Origin of the sequence: Burkholderia sp. MSMB1589WGS (genome assembly GCF_001636105.1) — a bacterium.
Taxonomy (GTDB): Bacteria; Pseudomonadota; Gammaproteobacteria; order Burkholderiales; family Burkholderiaceae; genus Burkholderia; species Burkholderia humptydooensis.
Map to the genome: position 1 here is coordinate 1,659,981 of NZ_LNJT01000007.1, position 16,811 is coordinate 1,676,791.

At 66.0% G+C, this 16,811-nt stretch carries 21 protein-coding genes; 1 reads left to right on the forward strand and 20 read right to left on the reverse strand.

The features are described from left to right. Nucleotides 1-88: 88 nt before the first annotated feature. From WT16_RS15500 to WT16_RS15515, 4 genes are all read right to left on the reverse strand, one after another. Nucleotides 89-847, reverse strand: coding sequence for a cytochrome c1 (locus tag WT16_RS15500; protein ID WP_015601600.1), 759 nt, complete (start codon nucleotides 845-847; stop codon nucleotides 89-91). Between the two features lie 21 nt (nucleotides 848-868). After that, nucleotides 869-2,251: a cytochrome bc complex cytochrome b subunit gene (locus WT16_RS15505; RefSeq protein ID WP_009913761.1), complete on the reverse strand. Its 1,383-nt coding sequence runs from the start codon at nucleotides 2,249-2,251 to the stop codon at nucleotides 869-871. Further along, nucleotides 2,252-2,872 carry a ubiquinol-cytochrome c reductase iron-sulfur subunit gene (gene petA / locus WT16_RS15510; RefSeq protein WP_009913762.1) on the reverse strand — a complete coding sequence of 207 codons (621 nt, stop codon included), beginning with the start codon at nucleotides 2,870-2,872 and terminating at the stop codon, nucleotides 2,252-2,254. Between the two features lie 220 nt (nucleotides 2,873-3,092). Then, a complete protein-coding gene (locus WT16_RS15515; RefSeq protein ID WP_009913764.1) occupies nucleotides 3,093-3,839 on the reverse strand; it encodes a Nif3-like dinuclear metal center hexameric protein in 747 nt (248 codons plus the stop codon). Nucleotides 3,840-3,860: 21 nt separating this feature from the next. Here WT16_RS15515 and WT16_RS15520 point away from each other — a divergent pair, with 21 nt between their 5' ends. After that, a complete protein-coding gene (locus tag WT16_RS15520) occupies nucleotides 3,861-5,069 on the forward strand; it encodes a Do family serine endopeptidase (RefSeq protein ID WP_009913766.1) in 1,209 nt (402 codons plus the stop codon). Between the two features lie 62 nt (nucleotides 5,070-5,131). Here the strand turns inward: WT16_RS15520 and tatC are convergent, their stop codons facing one another. The 16 genes from tatC to murA form a co-directional block, all read right to left on the reverse strand. After that, on the reverse strand, nucleotides 5,132-5,914 hold the full coding sequence (tatC, locus tag WT16_RS15525) for a twin-arginine translocase subunit TatC (RefSeq protein ID WP_006029364.1): 783 nt from the start codon (nucleotides 5,912-5,914) through the stop codon (nucleotides 5,132-5,134). Nucleotides 5,915-5,952: 38 nt separating this feature from the next. Continuing rightward, nucleotides 5,953-6,480 carry a Sec-independent protein translocase protein TatB gene (gene tatB / locus WT16_RS15530; protein ID WP_063533658.1) on the reverse strand — a complete coding sequence of 176 codons (528 nt, stop codon included), beginning with the start codon at nucleotides 6,478-6,480 and terminating at the stop codon, nucleotides 5,953-5,955. A 26-nt stretch (nucleotides 6,481-6,506) separates the two neighbouring features. Further along, nucleotides 6,507-6,740: a Sec-independent protein translocase subunit TatA gene (gene tatA, locus WT16_RS15535; RefSeq protein ID WP_009913767.1), complete on the reverse strand. Its 234-nt coding sequence runs from the start codon at nucleotides 6,738-6,740 to the stop codon at nucleotides 6,507-6,509. Nucleotides 6,741-6,827: 87 nt separating this feature from the next. Beyond that, nucleotides 6,828-7,193, reverse strand: coding sequence for a histidine triad nucleotide-binding protein (locus tag WT16_RS15540; RefSeq protein ID WP_015601620.1), 366 nt, complete (start codon nucleotides 7,191-7,193; stop codon nucleotides 6,828-6,830). A 28-nt stretch (nucleotides 7,194-7,221) separates the two neighbouring features. Continuing rightward, nucleotides 7,222-7,611, reverse strand: a complete 390-nt coding sequence (locus WT16_RS15545) for a DUF4870 domain-containing protein (RefSeq protein WP_006029360.1) — start codon at nucleotides 7,609-7,611, stop codon at nucleotides 7,222-7,224. A 52-nt stretch (nucleotides 7,612-7,663) separates the two neighbouring features. Then, nucleotides 7,664-8,032: a phosphoribosyl-ATP diphosphatase gene (locus tag WT16_RS15550; RefSeq protein WP_063533659.1), complete on the reverse strand. Its 369-nt coding sequence runs from the start codon at nucleotides 8,030-8,032 to the stop codon at nucleotides 7,664-7,666. After that, nucleotides 8,029-8,442, reverse strand: a complete 414-nt coding sequence (hisI, locus tag WT16_RS15555) for a phosphoribosyl-AMP cyclohydrolase (RefSeq protein ID WP_009913768.1) — start codon at nucleotides 8,440-8,442, stop codon at nucleotides 8,029-8,031. Before hisI ends, WT16_RS15550 begins: the two co-directional genes overlap by 4 nt. Continuing rightward, nucleotides 8,442-9,215, reverse strand: coding sequence for an imidazole glycerol phosphate synthase subunit HisF (gene hisF / locus WT16_RS15560; RefSeq protein ID WP_015600740.1), 774 nt, complete (start codon nucleotides 9,213-9,215; stop codon nucleotides 8,442-8,444). The genes hisI and hisF overlap by 1 nt, the downstream gene beginning before the upstream one ends. An 81-nt stretch (nucleotides 9,216-9,296) precedes the next feature. Continuing rightward, on the reverse strand, nucleotides 9,297-10,052 hold the full coding sequence (hisA, locus tag WT16_RS15565; protein WP_009888536.1) for a 1-(5-phosphoribosyl)-5-[(5-phosphoribosylamino)methylideneamino]imidazole-4-carboxamide isomerase: 756 nt from the start codon (nucleotides 10,050-10,052) through the stop codon (nucleotides 9,297-9,299). Between the two features lie 166 nt (nucleotides 10,053-10,218). Then, nucleotides 10,219-10,860 carry an imidazole glycerol phosphate synthase subunit HisH gene (gene hisH, locus WT16_RS15570; protein WP_063533660.1) on the reverse strand — a complete coding sequence of 214 codons (642 nt, stop codon included), beginning with the start codon at nucleotides 10,858-10,860 and terminating at the stop codon, nucleotides 10,219-10,221. Further along, the gene (locus WT16_RS15575; RefSeq protein WP_063533661.1) at nucleotides 10,857-11,477 is read right to left on the reverse strand and encodes a YchE family NAAT transporter; all 621 of its coding nucleotides are present in this window, start codon (nucleotides 11,475-11,477) and stop codon (nucleotides 10,857-10,859) included. Before WT16_RS15575 ends, hisH begins: the two co-directional genes overlap by 4 nt. Before the next feature lie 66 nt (nucleotides 11,478-11,543). Then, on the reverse strand, nucleotides 11,544-12,131 hold the full coding sequence (gene hisB / locus WT16_RS15580; RefSeq protein ID WP_009913773.1) for an imidazoleglycerol-phosphate dehydratase HisB: 588 nt from the start codon (nucleotides 12,129-12,131) through the stop codon (nucleotides 11,544-11,546). Nucleotides 12,132-12,195: 64 nt separating this feature from the next. Beyond that, nucleotides 12,196-13,266, reverse strand: a complete 1,071-nt coding sequence (gene hisC / locus WT16_RS15585) for a histidinol-phosphate transaminase (protein WP_063533662.1) — start codon at nucleotides 13,264-13,266, stop codon at nucleotides 12,196-12,198. 152 nt (nucleotides 13,267-13,418) lie between these two features. After that, a complete protein-coding gene (gene hisD / locus WT16_RS15590; protein ID WP_063533663.1) occupies nucleotides 13,419-14,756 on the reverse strand; it encodes a histidinol dehydrogenase in 1,338 nt (445 codons plus the stop codon). Between the two features lie 40 nt (nucleotides 14,757-14,796). Further along, nucleotides 14,797-15,453: an ATP phosphoribosyltransferase gene (gene hisG, locus WT16_RS15595; RefSeq protein ID WP_006029350.1), complete on the reverse strand. Its 657-nt coding sequence runs from the start codon at nucleotides 15,451-15,453 to the stop codon at nucleotides 14,797-14,799. Beyond that, a complete protein-coding gene (gene murA / locus WT16_RS15600) occupies nucleotides 15,450-16,799 on the reverse strand; it encodes a UDP-N-acetylglucosamine 1-carboxyvinyltransferase (RefSeq protein ID WP_015602075.1) in 1,350 nt (449 codons plus the stop codon). The genes hisG and murA overlap by 4 nt, the downstream gene beginning before the upstream one ends. Between the last annotated feature and the right edge of the window lie 12 nt (nucleotides 16,800-16,811).

Genomic DNA, 16,811 nt, shown 5'->3' on the forward strand with positions numbered 1-16,811 from the left:
GCGTTTCCTCAAAAAGCCGAGGGCCAGCGCGCGGAAAAACCCCTTGCAGGCTCTTCCTTGCGCTGGCCCCACGCCAGTCTCGGCGTGATTACTTGATATCTTTCCAGTAGGCGGCATTGAGCCGCCATGCGAGGAACGTCAGGACACCAAGGAACAGCAGCACCCACACGCCGAGGCGCTTGCGGGTCTGCTGCGCCGGCTCGGACATCCAGTTCAGGTACGCGACCAGATCGCCGACGGCGGCATCGTAATCCGCCGGCGCGAGCGTCCCGGGCGTCACCTGCTGGAACCCGACGAGCTTGCGCACTTTCTCGCCCGTTTCCTCGTCCGTCTTTTCCTCGAATTTTGCATTGCGCTCCCCCTGAAGCTGCCACAGCACATGAGGCATGCCGACGTTCGGGAACACGGCGTTGTTCCAGCCCGTCGGGCGCGTATCGTCGCGGTAAAAAGTGCGCAGATACGTGTAGAGCCAATCACGGCTGCGGGCGCGCGCTTCGACGGAAAGATCCGGCGGCGCTACGCCGAGCCAGGTCTTCGCGTCTTCCGGCCGCATCGCAACGGTCATCGTGTTGCCGACCTTGTCGGTCGCGAACAGGAGATTCTTCTCGATCTCCTTCTGCGGGATGCCGAGATCCGTCAGCCGGTTGTAGCGCATCAGGTTCGCACTATGGCAATTCAGGCAATAGTTTACAAACAATTGCGCGCCATGCTGCAAGGAGACGAGATTCTCCGTGTTATCGGGTGCCCGGTCGAGCGGAAATTCCCCCTCTTCGGCCCGCACGGATACGCTCGTCAGCAGACATGCCGACACAATAAACATTGCGAGCGTCGAAAGCAATTTCTTCATACGAACTCCCTCTCGCTCACGTCAATGGGATTTGAACCGCACGCGTTCGGGCGGCTGCTTGAAGGTGCCGAGCGTCGTCCAGAACGGCATGCCGAGGAAGAACGCGAAGTACACGAGCGCGCACACCTGCGCGATCAGCGTCGCGGCGGGCGAAGGCGGTCGCGTGCCGAGGAACGCGAGCGTCAAAAACACGATGACGAAGATTCCGAAGAACACCTTGTGGAAGAACGGCCGGTAGCGGATCGATTTCACCGGGCTGCGGTCGAGCCACGGCAGGAAGAACAGCGTGACGACGGCCCCGCCCATCACGACGACGCCCCAGAACTTCGATTCGGTGAAGTACATGAAAACGACGAGCGCCGCGGCGAGCACGGGCAACGCGATCTTCCACTTGCCGCGCGCGCGAGCGAGCGCGAGGAGGCCGAGCGCCGCGATCACGATCATCAGCACGATCTTGAACGGGTCGGTCGTCGCGCGCAGCATCGCGTAGAACGCGGTGAAGTACCAGACGGGCGCGATCTCGGGCGGCGTCTGCAGCGGGTTCGCCGGGATGAAGTTGTTCGCTTCGAGGAAGTAGCCGCCCATCTCCGGCATGAAGAACACGATCAGCGCGAACACCATCAGGAACACGCAGACGCCGAAGAAGTCGTGCACCGAGTAGTACGGGTGGAACGGAATGCCGTCGAGCGGCACGCCCTTCTCGTCCTTCTTCTCCTTGATCTCGATGCCGTCCGGGTTGTTCGACCCCACTTCGTGCAGCGCGATCAGGTGCGCGACGACGAGCAGCAGCAGCACGAGCGGAATCGCGATCACGTGGAACGCGAAGAAGCGGTTCAGCGTGACGTCGGAGACGACGTAGTCGCCGCGAATCCACAGTGACAGATCCGGGCCGATGAACGGGATCGCCGAAAAAAGGTTCACGATCACCTGCGCGCCCCAGAACGACATCTGGCCCCACGGCAGCAGGTAGCCGAAGAACGCCTCGGCCATCAGGCACAGGAAGATCGCGCAGCCGAAGATCCACACGAGCTCGCGCGGCTTGCGGTACGAGCCGTACAGCAGGCCGCGGAACATGTGAAGGTAGACGACGACGAAGAACATCGACGCGCCCGTCGAGTGCATGTAGCGGATGAGCCAGCCCCACGGCACCTCGCGCATGATGTACTCGACCGACGCGAACGCGAGCGCCGAATCGGGCTTGTAGTTCATCGTCAGGAAGATGCCGGTGACGATCTGGTTGACGAGCACGAGCAGCGCGAGCGACCCGAAGAAATACCAGGCGTTGAAGTTCTTCGGCGCGTAGTATTCGGAAAGATGCTGCTTCCAGGTGGAAGTGAGGGGAAAGCGCCGGTCGACCCAGCCGAGCAAGCCTGTTGTGGAGATCTCTTTGTTATCGGTCGCCATTTACGCTTCTCCTTTCTCGTCCTTGCCGATCACGATCGTCGTGGCCGACGTGAACATGTAAGGCGGAACGTCCAGATTCTGCGGGGCCGGCTTGTTCTTGAAGACCCGTCCAGCGAGGTCGTAGGTCGAGCCGTGGCACGGGCACAGAAAGCCGCCCGGCCAATCGTCGGGAAGGTTCGGCTGCGGCCCCGGCGTGAAGCGCTGGCTCGGCGTGCAGCCGAGGTGCGTGCACACCGCCATCACGACGAGAATGTTCTTGTGGTCGGCTCTCGACCGGTATTCGTTCGCGCAATACTCGGGCAACGGCATCGAGTACGTCGATTTCGACAGCGGATCGGCGACTTCCTTGTCCGCCTTGACGACGTCGGCGAGCATCGCATCGGTGCGATTCAGCACCCACACGGGCTTGCCGCGCCAGGGAACCGTGAGCATCTCGCCCGGCTTGAGCGCGCTGATGTCGACTTCGACCGGCGCGCCGGCCGCCTTGGCCCTGGTGGACGGCGCCAACGACGCCGCGAAAGGTATCACGGTTGCGACGCCACCGACGCCGCCCGCAACCGATGTCGCAATCAGCCATGTCCGGCGGCTGCTGTCGACGTGTTCCTCTTCTTTGTCTCGCATCCCACGCCCCAATTCCGAGTTGGATATCCGTCACGACATTTCACACCGCCGCTAGTTTGCTCGAATGGAGTCGGCATTTACAAGACCCGGACGTTAAATACCTCCTGAAGCTATTATTAATCAAGGGTTTCCCCGAGCTATCGAGATTCCCGTTCCGATAATTTGCGAAATGTACGCCGCATCGCATTTTGTTTAGGATGCAGTGCGACAATTTGCTCGATTAAACCGGGTTATGAATATCGATAAAGATATGCTCGAGGTCAAAACGCTCCGATAAATGCTGACCGAGCGCCTGGATGCCGAAACGCTCGGTTGCATGGTGCCCCGCCGCAACGAATGCAACGCCGCTCTCGGCCGCCGCATGCGTCACGTGCTCGGACACCTCGCCCGTCAGGAACACGTCGGCGCCCGCGTCGATCGCCGCGTCGAAGTAGCTCTGCGCGCCGCCCGTGCACCACGCGACGCGGCGCAGTTGCTGGTCCGAATCGCCGAGCACGAGCGGCGTGCGGCCGAGCGTATTCTCGACCTTCGCGGCGAAGTGCTCGAGCGTGACGGGCATCGACAGCGTCGCGAGCCAGCCGAGGTCCTGGTCGCCGAAATGCGCGTCACCGATGAGGCCGAGGCGCTCGCCGAGCTGCGCGTTGTTGCCGAGTTCGGGATGCGCGTCGAGCGGCAAGTGGAACGCGAACAGGTTCAGGTCGTTCGCGAGCAGGCGCTTCAGGCGCTGGTACTTGCGGCCCGTGATTTGCGGCGCCTCGTTGCGCCAGAAGTAGCCGTGATGGACGAGCACCGCGTCCGCACCCCATTCGAGGGCGCGATCGAGAAATGCGAGCGAAGCCGTCACGCCGGTGGCGATTTTTTCAATCTTTCGACGGCCCTCCACCTGGAGGCCGTTCGGGCTGTAGTCCTTGAACCGCCCGATTTCGAGGGTATTGTTCAAGTACAATTCAAGTTCGATCCGATCCATATAAACCTCTAGTATCTTCAAATGCTTAGACGCTTCTGGCTGTTCTTCGCCCAAGCGGTGACGGTGCTGCTCGCACTGATGTTCATCGTGGCGACGCTCAAGCCGCAATGGCTCCAACGGCAGGGCCAACTCGGCAAACAGCTCGCGGCGCCGATCGTCGCGCTGCGGGAAGTCGCGCCCGGCGTCGGCGGCGCGCCTGCTCAATCCTCGTATGCGGACGCCGCGCAAAAGGCGATGCCCGCCGTCGTCAATGTGTTCTCCAGCAAGGACGGTTCGCTGCCGCCCGATCCGCGCGCGAAGGATCCGCTCTTTCGCTATTTCTTCGGCGATCGCAACGCGCGCCGGCAGCAGGAGGAGCCCGCGGCCAACCTGGGGTCGGGCGTCATCGTAAGCTCGGAGGGTTACATTCTAACGAACCAGCACGTCGTCGACGGCGCGGACCAGATCGAAGTCGCGCTCGCCGACGGCCGCACGGCCACCGCGAAGGTGATCGGCAGCGATCCGGAAACCGATCTCGCGGTGCTCAAGATCAACATGACGAACCTGCCGACGATCACGCTCGGCCGCTCGGACCAGGCGCGGATCGGCGACGTCGTGCTCGCGATCGGCAACCCGTTCGGCGTCGGCCAGACGGTCACGATGGGGATCATCAGCGCGCTCGGGCGCAACCACCTCGGCATCAACACGTTCGAGAACTTCATCCAGACCGACGCGCCGATCAACCCGGGCAACTCGGGCGGCGCGCTCGTCGACGTGAACGGCAACCTGCTCGGCATCAACACGGCGATCTACTCGCGCTCGGGCGGCTCGCTCGGCATCGGCTTCGCGATTCCTGTGTCGACCGCGCGTAACGTGCTCGAGAGCATCATCACGACGGGCACCGTCACGCGCGGCTGGATCGGCGTCGAGCCGCAGGACGTGACGCCCGAGATCGCCGAATCATTCAGCCTCGCGCAAAAATCGGGCGCGATCGTTGCGGGCGTGCTGCAGGGCGGCCCGGCCGACAAGGCGGGAATCAAGCCGGGCGACATTCTCGTGTCGATCGACGGCGAGGAAATCACCGACACGACGAAGCTGCTGAACGTCGTCGCGCAGATCAAGCCCGGCACGCCGGCGAAGGTGCACGTCGTGCGCAAGGGCAAGGAGCTCGACGTGACGGTCGTGATCGGCAAGCGGCCGCCGCCGCCGAAGCAGGCGCTCGACGAGCAGAACAGCGACGAGGAGGAGTGAGCGCCGGCGAGACCGGCAGGCACCAATCCCGGTCGCCCGCCGACGCCCGCCAATGACGCCCGTCAGTTCGCCGCGGCCTTACTCTCGTCCTCATCCTTCGCGGGCGGCTTCACGAAAAGCCGTGCCGCGATGATCCCGGCCTCGTACAGCAGCACGAGCGGCAGCGCGAGCATCAGTTGCGAGAACACGTCGGGCGGCGTCACGACGGCCGCGACGACGAACGCGCCGACGATCACGTATGGCCGGATTTCCTTGAGCTTGCGCACGGTCAGCACGCCCATCCGCACAAGCAGCACGACGACGATCGGCACCTCGAACGTCACGCCGAACGCGACGAACATCCCGAGCACGAAGCTCAGGTAATTGTCGATGTCGGTCGACATCTCGGCGCCGAGCGGCGCGTTGTAGTGCGCCATCACGCGGAAGATCGTCGGAAACACGAGGAAGTACGCGAACGCCATCCCGCAGAGGAACAGCACGTAGCTGCTGCCGACGAGCGGCAGGACGAGCTTCTTCTCGTGCTGATAGAGCCCCGGAGCCACGAACGCCCAGATCTGGTACAGCACGACCGGCAGCGCGATCACGAGCGCGACGAGCATCGTCACCTTCATCGGCACGAAGAACGAGCCGGTGACGTCGGTCACGATCATCTTGCCGCCCTTCGGCAGGTTCTCCATCAGCGGCCGCGCGAGCAGCCGGAAGATGTCGGGCGCCCAGTAGACGAGCCCGAGGAACACGACGATCACGGCCGCGCCCGCCCGGATGATGCGGTCGCGCAGCTCGACGAGATGGGAGATGAAGGTTTCTTCCGGACCTTCGTCCGGATTGTGCTGGGGGTCGCTCACACCGGCCCTCGGTTGAAATGACTAGCGCGAATCATCGATCAGAAGAAACGCGCGGGACGGCGCAGGCTCGACGGCTGATGCCGCGCAACACGCGCGGCGCCCGACTGCACCTGCGTGCGACGCAACGTTGCGCGCTTGTACCAGACGGGCGTCGCCGTCTTCTTTACGCGCCAGTTGCGGCGCTTCGCCGGCGCAGCGGCGACAGTGCGCCACGGCGCTCCGTCGGACACCGCGGCCAGGCCGCCGGACGCGTCGGCGGCAGCCGGATCGCCCGACGACACCACCGAATTCCACGCGGCGTTCAGATCGCGCTCGTGCTCGCGCAGGTTGTCGTGGATCGTGTTCTCGACGTTGTGCGCAGCCTGCTCGAAATCGCTCTTCATCGTGCGCAGCGCATCGAGTTCGATCTCGCGCGAGACTTCCGCCTTCACGTCGTTGATGTAGCGCTGCGCGCGCCCGAACAGCGCGCCCGCCGTGCGCGCGACGCGCGGCAGCCGCTCGGGGCCGAGCACGACGAGCGCGACGACGCCGATCAGCGCCATCTTCGAAAGACCGAGATCGAGCATCGCGACGCTCCGTCAGTTTCCGCGCGTCACGCCTTGTTCGAATCCGACGAACGCGCCGCATCCTTCGCGTCGACGTTCACCGAGCCCGAGCGCGGCAGTTGCTGCGGGTCGGCGGGCGTTTCGCTCTCCTTCATGCCGTCCTTGAAACCCTTGACCGCACTGCCGAGATCGTTGCCGATGTTGCGCAGCTTCTTCGTGCCGAACACCAGCGCGACGATCAGCAACACGATCAGCCAGTGCCAAATACTCAATCCGCCCATGATGAAACTCTCCTAAACCTCGCCGGTCTCGCGGCGCAAATCGCCGGCCCGTGCCGGCTTCGTTCGGATGACGGGCCACCCGCCATCTCATCCCATCCGGCGCCACGGACGCGGCCCGGCCAGAATATGCGCGTGCAGGTGATAGACCTCCTGCCCGCCGCCCGGCCCGGTATTGATCACCGTCCGGAACCCGGTTTCGCCGCCCGTATACGCGCAGCCCAACTGCTCGGCGAGCCGCGCGACGAGAACCATCATTCTACCAAGCAGCGGCGCGTCGTCCGCGGTGACGGCGGACAGCGTCGCCATATGCTTGCGCGGTATCACGAGCACGTGCGTGTCGGCCGCGGGCCGGATGTCACGGAAGGCGACGAACTCGTCGTCCTCGTGCACTTTCGTGCTCGGAATCTCGCCTGCCGCGATCTTGCAGAACAGGCAGTTCGGGTCGTGACTCATCGCGCTCCCCGACGCGTTCCCCGCGGCGTCAGAACCACGCCTGCGGATCGAGCGTCTTGTTGTCGTTCAGGTACAGCCAGCCTTTGATGATACGGTACAGCGTCCAGATCCACACCGCGCCCAGCACGATGAAGCCGATCCCGACGAACAGCAGCGCAAAGCCGATCAGATACGCGATCAGCGCGCGCCAGAACGTGCGGATCTGCCATTCGAAATGCGCCTGATACGCGGTGCCGACCGCATCGTCGCGCTTCACGTAGTTGATGATGATCGCGACGATGCCCGTGATGCCGCCCGTCAGCCAGTGAATCGCGTACAGCAGATAGAGGATGTGCGTCAGCGTGCGCAACGATTGCTGGCGTTCGCTCTCGGTCGCGCCCTGGTACGACGGCGGAAATTGGTTCGGCGACTCCGGCATGATGCTATTCCCCTTTGATGACAAATCTGGCGCGGCGTGCGGCCGCATCGGCTCACCCGCCGTTTTCCTCGCGCTCGCGGCGCTTGCGCAGCGCCTTTTCCTCGATGCCCGACATCCCTTCACGGCGTTCGAGCTCGGCGATCACGTCGGCTGGGCTCAGGTCGAAATGCGACAGCGCGACGAGGCAGTGGAACCACAGGTCCGCAACCTCGCCGACGAGCGCGGACGGCGCGCCGCCCTGGCGCACGTCCTTCGCGGCGAGCACGACTTCCGTCGCTTCCTCGCCGATCTTCTTCAGGACCGCGTCGTCGCCCTTGTCAAAGAGGCGCGACACGTACGATTGCTCGGGATCGCCGCCCTTGCGGCTGTCGATCACGGCGGCCAGGCGCAGCAGCGTGTCTTCGGTCGTCGATTGCGTCATTTGTAGATATGTTCGGGATCTTTGAGCACCGGATCGACCGCGACCCATTCGCCGTCGTCGACGGTGCCCTCGAATTTCTGGAAAAAGCACGAGCGCCGGCCCGTGTGGCACGCGATGCCTTCGACCTGCTCGACCTTCAGCAGCACGACGTCCTCGTCGCAGTCGAGGCGCACCTCGCGCACGTGCTGCACGTGGCCCGATTCCTCGCCCTTGAACCACAGGCGCTGCCGCGAGCGCGAGTAGTACACCGCGCGCTTCAGCTCGATCGTCTTCGCCAGCGCATCGCGGTTCATCCACGCGAACATCAGCACGTCGTTCGTCGCCGCGTCCTGCGCGATCACCGGCACGAGGCCGTTCGCGTCCCAGCGGACCTTGCCCAGCCAGTCGCCCGGCTTCGCTCGTTCGTTCATCACAACCTCACTGCAATGCCGCGCGCGGCCATGAAACGCTTCGCCTCGCCGACCGTGTGCTCGCCGTAGTGGAAGATGCTCGCGGCGAGCACGGCGTCCGCGTGGCCTTCGGTGATGCCGGCCGCGAGGTGCTCGAGCGAGCCGACGCCGCCCGACGCGATCACGGGTACGGGCACCGCGTCCGACACCGCGCGCGTGAGCGCGAGATCGAAGCCCGCCTTCGTGCCGTCGCGGTCCATGCTCGTCAGCAGGATCTCGCCCGCGCCGAGCTCGGCCATCTTGCGCGCCCATTCGACCGCGTCGAGGCCCGTGTCCTTGCGGCCGCCGTGCGTGAAGACTTCCCAGCGCGGCGGCTCACCGTCGGCCGACACGCGCTTCGCGTCGATCGCGACGACGATGCACTGCGAGCCGTACTTGTCCGCGGCGTCGCGCACGAGCTGCGGATTGGCGACCGCCGACGAGTTCATGCTGACCTTGTCCGCGCCGGCGTTCAGCAGGCGCCGCACGTCTTCGACCGCACGCACGCCGCCGCCCACCGTGAGCGGAATGAACACCTGCGACGCGACCGCCTCGATGATCGGCAGGATCAGGTCGCGGCCGTCCGACGTCGCGGTGATGTCGAGGAACGTGAGTTCGTCGGCGCCTTGTTCGTCGTAGCGCCGAGCGATCTCGACGGGGTCTCCCGCGTCGCGCAGTTCGACGAAATTGACGCCCTTGACGACGCGCCCGGCGGTCACGTCGAGACAGGGGATGATGCGTTTAGCTAGAGCCATGATGTTGCGCGGCATGCCGCGGGTAATGCCGCCCGCGCGAGCGGACGGCTTGGCGAAAAGGCGTCGTGCCGAGACGGCGCGTCAGGCGTCGTCGAGCTCGCCGTTCAGTTCGTCCGCACGCTTTTGCGCGGCGGCGAAATCGAGGTCGCCCGAGTAGATCGCCCGGCCGCAGATCACGCCTTCGATGCCCTCGTCTTCCACTTCGCAGAGCTTCTCGATGTCGACGATGTTCGACAGGCCGCCGCTCGCGATCACCGGAATGCCGACCGCCTGCGCGAGCTTCACTGTCGCCTCGATGTTGATGCCCTGCAGCATCCCGTCGCGGCCGATGTCCGTGTAGACGATCGACTCGACGCCGTAGTCCTCGAACTTCTGCGCGAGATCGATCACTTCGTGGCCCGTGAGCTTGCTCCAGCCGTCGGTGGCGACCTTGCCGTCCTTCGCGTCGAGGCCGACGATGATGTTGCCCGCGAACGCGCTGCACGCGTCGCGCAGGAAGCCCGGGTCCTTCACCGCCGCCGTGCCGATGATCACGTACGACAGGCCCGCGTCGAGATACTTCTCGATCGTCTCGAGGCTGCGGATGCCGCCGCCGAGCTGCACGGGGATTTCGTCGCCGACTTCGCCGAGGATCGCCTCGATCGCCTCGAGATTCTTCGGCTTGCCGGCGAACGCGCCGTTCAGGTCGACGAGATGCAGGCGCCGCGCCCCGAGATCGACCCATTTACGGGCCATCGCCGCGGGATCCTCGGAAAAAATCGTTGCCTGGTCCATATCGCCTTGTTTGAGGCGCACACACTGACCGTCTTTAAGATCGATGGCCGGAATCAGCAGCATAGCAATCGGGTGTTGTCAGGGAAAAATGAAGAGATCAAAAGGCGTGCGCCGGCCCATCCGGCGCGATGCCGTCTCGCTAGTTTAGTACAACTCTTTCTGCGTATCCGCTCGCGAAGCCCGTGCGGCGGGCGTTTTGCGCGCGCCGGGTGTGGCTCTCGCGCCACGTTCAGGGGTTCCAGTGGACAAAATTCCGGTACAGCCGCAGCCCCACTTCGGCGCTCTTTTCCGGGTGAAATTGGGTCGCGAAGAGGTTGTCGCGCGCGACCGCGGACGTGAAGACGTCGCCGTACCGGGTTTCGCCCGCGGTGTGCGCCGGGTTGTCCGGCACCACGTAATAGCTGTGCACGAAATAGAAATACGCATCGTCCGGCACGCCTTCCCATAACGGGTGCGGCTGCGTCTGATGCACCCGGTTCCAGCCCATCTGCGGCACCTTGAAGCGCGAGCCGTCGTCCTGCAGCCGGCCTTCGAGGTCGAACCGCAGCACCTTGCCGGGCAGCAGGCCGAGGCCCTTCGTGTCGCCTTCGGCGCTCCAGTCGAACAGCATCTGCTCGCCGACGCACACGCCGAGGAGCGGCTTCGTGCGCGACGCCTCGACCACCGCCTCCTGCAGCCCGGACTCGCCGAGGCACCGCATGCAGTCGGGCATCGCGCCCTGGCCCGGCAGCACCACGCGGTCCGCCGCGCGGATCGCTTCGGGCCTGTCGACGATCTTCACGTCGGCCGAGGGCTCCGCCTTCATGAGCGCCTGCGCGACCGAGCGCAGGTTGCCCATTCCATAATCCACAATCGCAATCGAAGTTTTCATGTCAGTGCAGGCAACAATGCCTTCAGTCCGTCGACGATGAATTCCACCGCCAGCGCCGACAGCATCAATCCCATCAGACGCGTGACGATGTTGATGCCGGTGCGGCCGATCCAGTGCGCGATCGGCTCGGCGAGCCGCATCGCAAAGAAACAGATGAGCGCGAGCGCCACGCCGATCGCGACGAGCCCGAGCCGGTCGTACCAGTGCCGGGCGTTCGCCGCGTAGACGATCGCCGTGCTGATCGAGCCCGGCCCCGTCAGGAGCGGAATCGCGAGCGGCACGACGGCCACGCTGTTCTTCGACTCCGCCTCGTCGCGCTCCTCGGGCGTCGACCGGGTATTGCCGATCTGCGCGTTCAGCATCGAGATCGCCATCAGCAGCATGATGATCCCGCCGCCGACTTCGAGCGAGCCCACCGAGATTCCAAAGAAATCGATGATCTGCTGGCCGAGCAGCGTCGTCACCGCGATCACGCAGAACACCGAGACCGCCGCGATGCGGATCGTGCGCCGCCGCTCGGCTTCCGCCTGCTGGGCGGTGAGGCTCAGAAAAAACGGCACAGCGCCGAGCGGATTGATCAGCGCGAGCAGGGAAATGAACGATTTGAGCAGATCCATCGCAAGCCGGCGCAGCCGCCGCGGCCAGTGGGGTCGCAATAAGGTCGTTTCGGCTCCGGCCGGAAATCAGAGGCTGCCCTTCGTCGACGGAATCTGCCCCGCCGCGCGCTCGTCAAGCTCCACCGCCATCCTGAGCGCGCGGCCGAACGCCTTGAACACGGTCTCGAGCTGATGGTGCGCATTGACGCCGCGCAGGTTGTCGATATGCAACGTCACGCCCGCATGATTGACGAAGCCGCGGAAGAACTCGATCGACAGGTCGACGTCGAACGTGCCGATCCGCGCGCGCGTGAACGGCACGTGGAATTCGAGGCCCGGACGCCCGGAGAAGTCGATCACGACGCGCGACAGCGCCTCGTCCAGCGGCACGTACGAATGGCCGTAGCGGCGGATGCCCTTCTTGTCCCCGACTGCCTTTGCAACGGCCTGGCCGAGCGTGATGCCGACGTCCTCGACCGTATGGTGGTCGTCGATGTGCGTATCGCCATGCGCTTCGATGTCGAGATCGACGAGACCATGGCGCGCGATCTGATCGAGCATATGGTCGAGGAACGGGACGCCCGTCGCAAGCTTCTGCTTGCCGGTGCCGTCGAGGTCGAGCTTCACACGGATCTGCGTTTCGCTGGTGTTGCGAACGACTTCCGCCACGCGCATGGTGATTCCTTGCATTGACTGAGGTAAATGGGGGACGGGAAAGACGGCGCCCCGGCGTGGCCCGTCAGGGCAGCGCCAGCTTCAGTGCGGCCAGCAGGCGCGCGTTTTCTTCGGGAGACCCAACCGTTACGCGCACGCAATTGGCGAGCAATGGGTGCATTTTACTCACGTTTTTGATCAATACCCGCTCGGTCAAAAGGATGTCGAACACGGCGGCCGCGTCCGGCACCCGCACGAGCAGGAAATTGCCCGCGCTCGGGAACACGGTCGCGCCCGGCAGCGCGCCGATCGCGTGCGCGAGCGTGGTGCGCGCGTCGCGTAGCTGCGCGGCCTGCGCGTCGAGCACGTCGAGCCGCTCGAGCAGAAACCCGGCCGCCGCCTGCGTCAGCACGTTCACGTTGTACGGCGGGCGCACCTTGTCGAACTGCGCGAGCCACGCGGGCAGCCCGGCCAGATAGCCCAGGCGGATGCCCGCGAGGCCGAGCTTCGACATCGTGCGCATCACGACGACGTTGTCGAACTCCGCCGCGCGCGGCAGCCAGCTACGCTGCGCGAACGGCTGGTACGCCTCGTCGATCACGACGAGGCTCGTGTTGGCCGCCGCGACGATCCGCTCGATGTCCTCGTCCGGATACAGCGTGCCCGTCGGGTTGTTCGGGTACGCGAGATAGACGAGCGCAGGCCGGTGCTCGGCGATCGCCGCGAGCATCGCGTCGATGTCGAGCGTCAGGTCCGCGCGAAGCGGCACGCCGACGAACTCGAGCTGCGCGAACTTCGCCGACAGCTCGTACATCACGAAGCCCGGCACCGGCGCGAGCACCTTCGCGCCCGGCTTCGCGCACGCCATCGCGAGCATGCTGATGATCTCGTCCGAGCCGTTGCCGAGCAGCACGTCGCATGCGGCGGGCACGCCCATCACGGCGCGCAGCCGGTCGATCAGCGCGGCGGGACGCGGCGCCGGATAGCGGTTCAGCGCGACTTGCGCGAGCCGCTCGCCGAGCTCGGCCGCGAGCGGCGCCGGCAGCGAATACGGGTTCTCCATCGCGTCGAGCTTCACGAAGCCCGTCGCGTCCGGCACCGGGTAGCTCGTCATCGCGAGCACGTCGCGGCGGATGATGTCTTCTGGCGTAGTCATGGTGGCAACGGCGCGCGGGCGCCGGCATGGCCCTGGCCGAGGCGCTCGCGCGGCGCATCGGTCGCGCCGCGCGAGCCGCCTCGCCAGGCAGTCTCGGGTTGTCGTCTTTTTGGGCTGGTCTCGTCTCGCGCAACCTGCGCGCTGGCTTACCGTTAGCCTTTCTGGCGGTCGCCCGCCCCTTTCATCCGATACTCGGCGCTCTTCGCGTGCGCCTGCAATCCCTCGCCGTACGCGAGCTCGGACGCGATCTCGCCGAGCGTGTGCGCGCCTTCGGCGCTCACCTCGATCACGCTCGAGCGCTTGAAGAAATCGTACACGCCGAGCGGCGACGAGAAGCGCGCGGTGCGCGACGTCGGCAGCACGTGATTCGGGCCCGCGCAGTAGTCGCCCAGGCTCTCGCTCGTGTAGCGGCCGAGGAAGATCGCGCCCGCGTGGCGGATCTGCTTGCCCCATTGGTGCGGCTCGAGCGCGGAGATCTCGAGGTGCTCGGGCGCGATGTCGTTCGCGATCTTGCACGCCTCGGCCATGTCGCGCACCTTGACGAGCGCGCCGCGCCCTTCGAGCGATGCGCGGATCACGTCCTCGCGCGGCATCGTCGGCAGCAACTCGTCGATCGCCCTCTCGACGCGCTCGATGAACGCGTCGTCCGGGCACAGCAGGATCGATTGCGCGAGCTCGTCGTGCTCGGCCTGCGAGAACAGGTCCATCGCGACCCACGACGGATCGGTCGTGCCGTCGCACAGCACGAGGATCTCGGACGGCCCGGCGATCATGTCGATGCCGACCGTGCCGAACACGCGGCGCTTCGCCGATGCGACATACGCGTTGCCCGGCCCGCAGATCTTGTCGACGGCGGGCACCGTTTGCGTGCCATACGCGAGCGCGGCCACCGCCTGCGCGCCGCCGATCGTGAACACGCGATCGACGCCGCCCAACAGCGCCGCGGCGAGCACGAGATCGTTCTTCACGCCGTCCGGCGTCGGCACGACCATCACGATCTCGCCGACGCCCGCGACGCGCGCCGGAATCGCGTTCATCAGCACCGACGACGGATACGCCGCCTTGCCGCCCGGCACGTACAGGCCGACGCGATCAAGCGGCGTCACCTTCTGGCCGAGCACGGTGCCGTCGGCCTCGGTGTACTGCCAGCTATGGCTGCCGCACTCGATCTTCTGCTTCTCGTGGTAGCCGCGCACGCGCGCGGCCGCCGCCTCGAGCGCCGCGCGACGCTTCGGCTCGAGGCCCTCGAGCGCCGCTTCCAGCTCGCCCTGCGGCAGCTCGAGCGCCGCGACGCTTGCCGCGTTCAGCCGGTCGAAGCGATTCGTGTAGTCGAGCACCGCGGCGTCGCCGCGCGCCTTCACGTCCGCGAGAATCTGCCCGACCGAGCGCTCGATCGCGTCGTCTTCGCTCGCCTCGAACGCGAGCACCGCGCGCAGTTCGGCCGCGAAGCCTTCGCTTGCCGAATCGAGTTTGCGTATCTTGATAGCCATGCTGTCATCCGTTCCGGTAATGCGCCGAAAACCGTCTGGGTCAAGCGCCGCTACGCTGCGACGCGCGTTCGAACGCGTCGAGGAACGGCTTCAGCGCGGCGCGCTTCAGCTTCAGCGCGGCCTGGTTCACGACGAGGCGTGACGAGATCGGCATGATCTCCTCGACCTCGACCAGATTGTTCGCCTTCAGCGTGCCGCCCGAGCTGACGAGGTCGACGATCGCGTCGGCCAGGCCGACGAGCGGCGCAAGCTCCATCGAGCCGTACAGCTTGATCAGGTCGACGTGCACGCCCTTCGCGGCGAAGTGCTCGCGCGCCGTTTCGACGTACTTCGTCGCGACGCGCAGCCGCGCGCCCTGGCGCACCGCGTTCGCGTAATCGAAGCCCGCGGGCACCGCGACCGACATCCGGCAGCGCGCAATGTTCAGATCGATCGGCTGATACAGCCCGCCGCCGCCGTGCTCGAGCAGCACGTCCTTGCCGGCGACGCCGAAATCGGCCGCGCCGTACTCGACATAGGTCGGCACGTCGGTCGCGCGCACGACGATCACGCGCAGGTTCGGATCGGTGGTCGGCAGGATCAGCTTGCGCGAGGTCTCCGGGTCCTCGGCGACCGTCACGCCCGCCGCCGCGAGGAGCGGCACGGTTTCCTCGAAGATACGCCCTTTCGACAACGCCAGCGTCAGCGGTGCGGTCATGCTTCGCTCCCTGAAATGCGGCGCACGTTCGCGCCGACGGCCGTCAGCTTCGTCTCCATCCGGTCGTAGCCGCGGTCCAAATGATAGATGCGGTCGACGAGCGTCTCGCCTTCCGCGCAAAGGCCGGCGATCACGAGGCTCGCCGACGCGCGCAGGTCGGTCGCCATCACGCTCGCGCCCGAGAGCGTCGGCACGCCTGTGACGAGCGCCGTGTTGCCGTCGACCGCGATGTTCGCGCCGAGGCGGTTCAGCTCCTGCACGTGCATGAAGCGGTTCTCGAAGATCGTCTCGGTCACGTGCGCGGCGCCCTGTGCGACCGCGTTCAGCGCCATGAACTGCGCCTGCATGTCGGTCGGAAACGCCGGGTATTCGGACGTGCGGATCGCGACCGCGCTCGGCCGGCGGTCCATCCGCACGCGCAGCGTGTCGATGCCTTCGTCGATCGTCGCGCCCGCTTCGCGCAGCTTGTCGATCACCGCGTCGAGGATGTGCGCGCGCATGCCCGTCAGCGTCACGTCGCCGCCCGCCGCCGCGACCGCGCACAGGAACGTGCCCGCCTCGATCCGGTCGGGAATCACCGCGTGCGTCGCGCCGTGCAGGCGCTCGACGCCCTGGATCACGAGCCGGTCGGTGCCGATGCCGTCGATCTTCGCGCCCATCGCGACGAGCAGATGCGCGAGGTCCGTCACTTCCGGCTCGCGCGCGGCGTTCTCGATCACCGTCTCGCCGTCGGCGAGCGTCGCCGCCATCAGCAGGTTCTCGGTGCCCGTCACGGTGATCATGTCGGTGACGATGCGCGCGCCCGCAAGGCGCTTCGCGCGCGCCTCGATGTAGCCGTGCTCGATGTGGATCTCGGCGCCCATCGCCTGCAGGCCCTTGATGTGCTGGTCGACGGGCCGCGCGCCGATCGCGCAGCCGCCCGGCAGCGACACCCTCGCGTAGCCGAAGCGCGCGAGCAGCGGGCCGAGCACGAGGATCGACGCGCGCATCGTCTTCACGAGCTCGTACGGCGCAACCGGATTGTCGACGCGCGATGCGTCGAGCACGACGCGCGCGCCGTCCGTCTCCTCGCGCATGCCCATCTGGCCGAGCAGCGCGAGCGTCGTGCGCACGTCCTTCAGGTTCGGCACGTTATCGAGGCGCACGGGCTCGGCGCTCAGCAGGCCCGCGCAGAGGATCGGCAGCGCGGCGTTCTTCGCGCCCGACACGGCGATCTCGCCGGCGAGGCGCCGGCCGCCGTCGATCGCGAGCTTGTCCGTGCCATGCGCGTGCGCTTCCCGATTGCCGGCCGGGGTTGCCGTGGCGACGCGCTCGACGGCGTCGCGTTCGTTGACGGTGACTTGCACTGACTGTTTCCG